The organism is Lichenifustis flavocetrariae (genome assembly GCF_026130545.1).
GTDB classification, from domain to species: domain Bacteria; phylum Pseudomonadota; class Alphaproteobacteria; order Rhizobiales; family Beijerinckiaceae; genus Lichenihabitans; species Lichenihabitans flavocetrariae.
This window is the reverse complement of the sequence record NZ_JAMOIM010000097.1, coordinates 1-6,752: the sequence shown is the minus strand read 5'-3', so window position 1 is coordinate 6,752 and position 6,752 is coordinate 1. Positions and strand designations below refer to the sequence as shown.

At 56.3% G+C, this 6,752-nt stretch carries 6 protein-coding genes; 4 read left to right on the top strand and 2 right to left on the bottom strand.

Features of this window, described 5'->3' with window-relative positions:
• Positions 1–1,314: 1,314 nt before the first annotated feature.
• A complete protein-coding gene (locus M8523_RS35415; protein ID WP_282589502.1) occupies positions 1,315–2,133 on the top strand; it encodes a hypothetical protein in 819 nt (272 codons plus the stop codon).
• A gap of 163 nt (positions 2,134–2,296) precedes the next feature.
• Here the strand turns inward: M8523_RS35415 and M8523_RS35410 are convergent, their stop codons facing one another.
• Positions 2,297–2,845 carry a hypothetical protein gene (locus M8523_RS35410; RefSeq protein ID WP_282589501.1) on the bottom strand — a complete coding sequence of 183 codons (549 nt, stop codon included), beginning with the start codon at positions 2,843–2,845 and terminating at the stop codon, positions 2,297–2,299.
• A 668-nt stretch (positions 2,846–3,513) separates the two neighbouring features.
• Here M8523_RS35410 and M8523_RS35405 point away from each other — a divergent pair.
• The 3 genes from M8523_RS35405 (at position 3,514) to M8523_RS35395 (ending at position 6,142) form a co-directional block, all read left to right on the top strand.
• Complete coding sequence (locus tag M8523_RS35405; protein WP_282589500.1) at positions 3,514–3,825, top strand: hypothetical protein; 312 nt, start codon at positions 3,514–3,516, stop codon at positions 3,823–3,825.
• A 230-nt stretch (positions 3,826–4,055) separates the two neighbouring features.
• A complete protein-coding gene (locus M8523_RS35400) occupies positions 4,056–5,054 on the top strand; it encodes a hypothetical protein (RefSeq protein WP_282589499.1) in 999 nt (332 codons plus the stop codon).
• Between the two features lie 377 nt (positions 5,055–5,431).
• The gene (locus M8523_RS35395) at positions 5,432–6,142 is read left to right on the top strand and encodes a peptidoglycan-binding domain-containing protein (protein WP_282589498.1); all 711 of its coding nucleotides are present in this window, start codon (positions 5,432–5,434) and stop codon (positions 6,140–6,142) included.
• A gap of 205 nt (positions 6,143–6,347) precedes the next feature.
• Here the strand turns inward: M8523_RS35395 and M8523_RS35390 are convergent, their stop codons facing one another.
• Complete coding sequence (locus M8523_RS35390) at positions 6,348–6,617, bottom strand: hypothetical protein (RefSeq protein WP_282589497.1); 270 nt, start codon at positions 6,615–6,617, stop codon at positions 6,348–6,350.
• Positions 6,618–6,752: the final 135 nt, after the last annotated feature.

The following is a 6,752-nucleotide window of genomic DNA, read 5'->3' as shown; positions in this document are numbered from 1 at the left end:
TCTTACAACTGGCGTCTATTCGACTCATGCTGCGAAAGCTCTGCCAGAAAAAGATATGACTTCGGACAGACTCTCAGGCTTCGCCTTGCGGCATAGTTGATGCGGGCCGGCTGTTTATGCCGTCCGTTAGATCGACACCGAACCACTCCCGTGCCACTTCGACGTCATTGCTCTGGTGTGGATCAAGCGTTGGCGCACCGTTGATGCGGCCTTCGCGTACGGCTCGATTCAACCCCTTCAGGCATGCCCAATAGGAGGGCTCGCCAGGATTGTCCCGGTATACCTCGCAAAACAGTCGATAGATCTCCCCAGAGAGGGCGACACGCTGCCGTTGAGTCAAGGGCTGCGGCCCACGACGAGCCGCCCCATAGATGAACTCCAACCGGGCGATAGCCAATGCCGTGCGGGTAACAGCAACCGATTCGTCCCTGGTTCTCAGTGCCACCTTGGCATGAGTCCCAAGGGTTATGGTCGTGCTGACTGCTGGTCGGTTGCCAGTCTCAGGGAACTCGATTGTGACCTTGCGGCCCTTTACCCGCGCGGCTACATCAGCCGGCACTTTGGATCGGTATTCGAACGGAGCCGCATTAAATTTTGGTAATCCTGGCATGCTTCTAAGACGCGTCACGGTGCACCCTGCTGGTGTACCCTAACGCTTCTAACTTCTCAACAAACCTAGTATTACAAGCACTTGAAGTGCATTGGTGCCCAGGGGCGGATTAGCAACATCCACCCCAAGCTCGAGCAATTACAGACACTTACAAATCAACCCCAAGGTGCCTTTGTACCACCATTTTGTGTTCAATGCGAGCGAGTGCTGGCCGTATGCAGCATGGACGCACCAGCCCTTACTTTCGACGCTCAGGCTCAGGGAAGGCCGCACGAGCAGGCGTACCATCGACGTCCTGGCTCCCTACGAGCTTCCCGGAGACTTTTGACAGAACCAGCTAGGTCATCGCGGTGATGGCTCGATACCGCACGCAGTGCGCGTCAACGCCTAAAACACATTTGGCGCGAGTCGCTTGCAATCCCGCATATCGAATGCTATATCCCCAACACCTAAAGCTGCTGAATTATCTCTGGGTCTCTGACCCACCCTGAATGACGACAATGTTCAAAGCGCGGTACCGAGTGTTCGGCTACGGCGTGTCGCTGTTCGGGGGACGCTCGTGATACTTTTGAAACGTATGCGCGAAATCAGCAACGCAGTGTACCTTACCGAAGATTCTCATGAGATGAAACATCGACGCTGCTCCGGCAGGTCGTTTTTTATTCCCTTCCTCGGACAGCTTTCCCAGAAATTCTGGGAATTCAATGTCAAACACCGAGGACAAAGATATGACTCAACGCCCTTCTGATGTATTTCTGGCACATTTCCGCACTCTGTTTGAGAAAGAAGGTGTCATGATCGCGATCGACTTCTGTCGAACGCAATATAAAGATAATGATAGAAGTCACCGTGAAAACCGCTGGGAACTAATAGCAGAGTTGTGCGACTTCACCCAGAAACTGAAGCATAATCCTGTCGATGCGGAGACATTCCTGCAGTCAGAGTTCTGGCATGAGAAGGCGCATAAGCCCAAGAATGAAAACGTGGCGAGACTCGCCGCTATGTACATGGTGGGAACCGTCAAAAGTGAGGGCCCCAAGTATGAGATGGCCCGTACCTACGGCGTACTTGTTCAGTTGCTTCTCGATAAGGGTATTTCTCCTGAACGGGTTTTCGATTTTATAAAGAAATCGCGAGGCATCAAGAAAGCAACAAAATTGCTCTCATCGGAAATCCAAATGAACAATGTTGGTGCAAAAACTGACATGTCGAAGTTGCACGTGAGTAAAACAAAATTTGATCTTGTCAAACCTTCTGCCATAAGGCTCGATGAATATGAACTCAGCACAGTAAAAACTGAAAAAATCCGAAATCGGTCAAAGGAAGCGCCCAAACCCTCCCACCTCCAAATAGTTCTTGATGCTGGCGACCTCTTTAAGGAGGTGCTCGATCAGCCAATTGGAAGGCCGTTCCGTCTCTTGTGCAAGCGTCTGAAGGACGATTCCGACGGCTATCGGCGCATTAAGGTCCAGAACGTTCGTCAATCGTCTAAGCGGCTCAAGGGCGAGACCCGATCGGCTTAGTGTTAGAGGTCTCCACACCTTCAATGCGCCACAGAAATTTAGGACAAATTTCCGCCCTGATTTCAGGTGCACGCCGCATAATACAGAACGTTAAACGCTAGCTTGAACGCGTAAGCAATTCGAAAAATCAAGCCACCCGAGCTTCAATGCTTGGGTGGCCCTTCTAAGTGAGCTCCCACTGACTTCGAGGCAAAATGACGATGTCATCGGTCTCGATCCTACCGCTCTTCAGTGATTTAAATAGGTATTCGACGGCGCGCTCCGGCGTCCGTGTGATTGGGTCAGCCCGGATGAGACAGAGTGGGTGGGGCTGGCGAGCATAGAGCGTTTGGTGGGCGACGAAATGATCGTCCAGGCTCTCACGCAAGCGGCTGCCCGGCGGCTGAAGCGCGAACCCCTGGAGGTGTCGCCCCTCGTTGATCGTAACGTCATACAGGCTGCTCTTGGTCCGTTTCGGTACCGGAAAGTCGGGGCAGCAGACCCAAAGCGGCATGCGATCAGTCTGGTTTGGAGAAAGCGGCTTCCTCACGACGCGGGTGACAAACGTTGCAAACACGCGCTCTAAGTCTTGTCTCATTAATGTCGCGACCTTGTTGGTCGATCCGGGAATGTGGTTGAACATACACGTGAGGATATAGGCGTCGTATCCCATCTCCAGGCGTTGTGTGACAAGTCGAGTGTATCCGTCGATCAATTCATCGTTCGTTATCATCGAGTCTACCTATCGTGTGGTGATGTTTGGTTTTGTGGTGGGGTGTTGATGTCTGTAGTCTGAGGCCTGCAGTTGTGAATATTGTAGGTGCGGTATGTGTGGTCTTACAGTAGTTGCGCTTTCACCTTCATCGACACGCCGATTGGTCAAGCGGGTGCATATACAGGCCTCGAAATGAGATCTGCATCGGGGCGGATGAGGTAGCGTCGGCGGCGTTGGCACATCCAGCGAAGCGCGGCTGCTACGCAGTGAATTGGCATCCATTTTGGCTGGCTCATGACTGCCTTACATTGATATGGAATGCTCGGAACCAGCGCTGGGCGGCCATGTGCGTCCTCCGCGCGAGCAAATGAAAGCGTGTGGCGCGGATCGCTGTGACCGAATTCCGCCGGTGGTCGGTAGGTCACAAATGTTCGGAGTTCGATCAGTTGCGGCTGGCACCGTGGTGGCGGTCGCATCAGGCAGCTCTGCGCCCTAACCCCTATTGAGGGTATCAAACCGCGTATAGCCGGACACGATCGGGAGATCGTTTCTATGGTCGGTTGTCGATTTCGCGATCTTGGACCAATGGATGTTTCTCGCGCCTCATCGATCGGCGAAAACAGTTGATTGTCGTCACGTAAAGGCTCCGTGGGAGAGATCTTTCTTCCCAAAAGCGGAGCTTTAAAATGGACGATTATGTATCACGCCTCATGGAAAACAACCAACGGGCGGAATTGGCGCGCCAAAATTTGATTTTACAGCGCCGACGCCGGGATGATTGGAACAATCGTGTCGAAGCCGCTCGCATGAAAGCGCGCGATATCATGGCGCCAGTGCTAACAATGCCAAGGTCCGACAATGTTGATACAGTTTTAGTTTTGTGGGCGGTTCTCCGGCATGCAGCCGGAACGCTCGCACTATTGAAACTCAAGGAGCCGGCCGATCTCACAATACGTCGTCTGGGAATGGAGATGAAGTCCGAGCCGATTATTTTCTGATAGGTCGAAAGCTAGTTCAGAAGCGGAAGCCGGGCGCGACGCTCCCGGCCTCTTGGTTGATTTAAAGCGGTCCGGCAGACTGGCAGGCGACTCAGGCGGCCACCCGCCTCGATTGCCGTGCATCGGTGATCGCCTAACCCGATCGGGTCGCTTTCCGCAGGCATGCAGCTCTCTTGACCGGCACTGTTGCCAGCGCGCTATGAGCCTGACCGGTTTAGCCGGAGCGCCGAATGACTCGCCTCGATAATTCCGCTTGGCAGCACACCCTAGCGGTCACGCGCCCGATGCTCGCACTCTCCAATCCCGGTTATCTCGATCAAATCGCCGCGGTCCTGCGCCGCGCCGGTGTTCAATCGGCTGTCGCTCGCCATGACACGCCCGCGATCTTCGATTGGTTGATCGGGCTGGTGTCGCTTCAAGGCATCTCGGACCGCGTCGCTTTTGCCTGGGACGCCAAGCATGGCGGAATCACCTGGGCGGAGATCGAAGGCGGGCTCAAGCGGTCGCCGAGTTGTCCCAAGCTCCGATGTCACTGGAGTTTCGAGGGTTGCGGGTATCGCAAGGGCCTGGGGACTTGTGCCGAGCCGACGCACATCCTCCGATGTCCGCTACCCCAGCACAGATTGCGAAAGGGCGGGCTGAACCGGGCCGCCTATGCCTTGCACTTGTTCCTTCGCGATGTTTGCAACGGCGACTTGGTCGCCTGGCTCAATATGAGGCTTGCTGAGGCCGATGCGACCCGACCGGCCGTCAAGGTGGCCGGTGACCTACAAACGGCTGTGCTCGAGCCCCTGACCCACATTCACGGCATCGGCGCCAAGCTGTGGTCAATGATGCTTGCCGACCTGTTGCTGGCTGGCGACCCTGGGCGGCCACGATGGGTCGAGGTTGGCGCCGGCTTCATCGCCATCGACACCTTGGTGCATAACTTCCTGCACCGAACCGGCGCGCTCCGGCGACATCGAGCCGTGCACAGCTATGGCGCGGGCTGCTACGCCCCGGGGGGATGCGCCGATATCATTGCCGGCCTGGCGCGCCGCTTCGACGCCACGACCATCAATCCCACGTTCCCGACCTGCTTCCCGCGGCTCGTGCAGCACGCGATCTGGAACTTCTGTGCGACGAGCCAGCAGAATATTTGCAACGGGGTGCAAATCGATGATCGGCGGCGGTGCCGCGACGTGCGCTGCCCAGCCTTTCCGGAATGCGATCGCTGCCGTTTGGGTTAACATCCTTGACAGACATGCGAAGGGACAAGTTGCAGCCGGCGGACGTCGTTTGCCAATGTCCGTTTCGTTGACCGCCGACGGCCTTGCGTGGATGATCGGGTTCCAGTTAACGAGGTTATTCGAGCCCCACGACGCATATTGCAACGATCCAGTTTTTGAACCCCGCCCACCTTATCCCAATCCGATTTTCAGGATGAATCTGTAGGAGATGCTCCATGCCGCTCCAGTCCAAGTTATTCGCGGGTGATACGAGATTAGAGGCCTGCCTTGTGTCGGATGCTTCCCACGTCGCGTCAGGCAGCCGCGGCAATTTCGTGACGAAGATCCAGACCGCCCTGACGCTCTTGAGCATGGGGCCCGGCCGAAAGAGCGTCTTGTTGAAGCCCGATGGAATCTACGGCCCCGCAACGGCGGCCGCTGTGAAGGCCTACAAAGAGCAGCGACGGATTCTAGGACCAGGGCAGATCGTCCCCGATAACATTGTTGGCAAGCTGACGATCCAGAGCCTCGACGATGAAATGAGCATCTTCGAAGAGGAGTCGACCGGGGCGAGTGAACTCGTCGAAATCACCGGCGATGGGCATAACCACGACCATTCAAATTGCCCGACCGCGCCGAGCATCCAGAATACGCGTGTCCAACACCGTGGGACCCCGATCAACCCTCAGGGCTCCATCAGGATCAACATCGGGGGCGAGGGAGAAACAAAATACCTGGGGTTTCGAGATTTCGTCACCGACACGAAAAACCTCTTCGGACCGCCACGTCCGCTGACGAACACCATTCCTTCGCACACGGTCACAGACCTGTGCATGCGGTCGACGATCATCACGACCGAAGGCCTGGATGACGGCCACGGCGAACGGGAGATCAGTCGGATCGCCCGGCCAGGCTGTCGCTTCACCTTCGCGAACAATCCTCAGTTCTTCGCAGGAGGAACCGACCGCTTTGTTCTCTCACTTGGTCGCTTGATCGAGGACATCACGGTGTTTGATGACACGGATCCAACAAGCGATGGGCTGCGGGTGTTTGTTATCATCATGAGGGGCGACGGTGTTTTCACCCCTCGTGTCAGGAAGGTTCGATAGCCGGGCAATTTACTCCCTGTCTGGCGTTTTATTGTAGCGACGGACCAGACAACTTCGACCGCGTCAGGGTCACTGCCGAATGCGGACTGCTCAGCCACAAAGGTTTTAGATCGTGGCCGTTCGGGCTATGGAAATCGCTTACGCGAACTAATCCTCAATCTGCGCAGGCGCGATTGAGCCGGCCCGCACTTCATGAGCTTGGCTCTCAGTTTCGGCCATCCTGGGGAAACCAATTCGGGCGCGCTGCTGACGCCGATGCCTGCGTCAGCAGCGCCATGAGCTCGCGCTGGCCGGCCTGCAGCCTGTGCAGTTCAAGCAGGCCAACCCCGCCAAGGCAAAGGATCGCGCCGCCGATCACGCTGGTGGTGACAATCCCGAGTTGGATATCGGTCGGGGCATGCGATCCGGCGAAAAAGCCGAACAGGATCGCGGCGCCGCCAAACAATCGGGCCAGGATGCTCCAGGTCCTCAGCATGTCAGCGCTCCTGGTCCGGCACGATCTCGACGCCGTTCACCCTGATTTGCGCCATTCTCGCCGACACGTAGCCGACGGTTGTCGTGACCACGATGTCATGACCGTCGTTCGATCGCCAGTGAAACCCGCATGCCT